The following is a 217-nucleotide window of genomic DNA, read 5'->3' as shown; positions in this document are numbered from 1 at the left end:
GTCGCCACACCCAAACCACCACTGAACACTGCAGTGACCGTGTGACTACCCGTTGCCGTGAAGACGTGATCAAGAACAGCAACACCATCGACCACATTCACCGCAGCACCCAAAGGCACAGTGCCCTCGAAGAACTGGACCGTACCCACACTGCCCAGCGGAGACACATTCGCCTTCAACTGCACAGCAGTACCCACAACACCCGAAGCCGGAACCG

General features: G+C 58.1%; 1 protein-coding gene. It reads right to left on the bottom strand.

From position 1 onward, the window contains the following. Window positions 1-217, bottom strand: a 217-nt coding sequence (locus tag QM600_RS29600; RefSeq protein ID WP_283265341.1) for an Ig-like domain-containing protein, incomplete at both ends; no start/stop codon positions are given.

Origin of the sequence: Rhodococcus sp. IEGM 1379, from assembly GCF_030056815.1 — a bacterium.
Classification (GTDB): Bacteria; Actinomycetota; Actinomycetes; order Mycobacteriales; family Mycobacteriaceae; genus Rhodococcus_F.
Note: the sequence above shows the minus strand (reverse complement) of the source record. Positions and strands in the feature narration are given on the sequence as shown.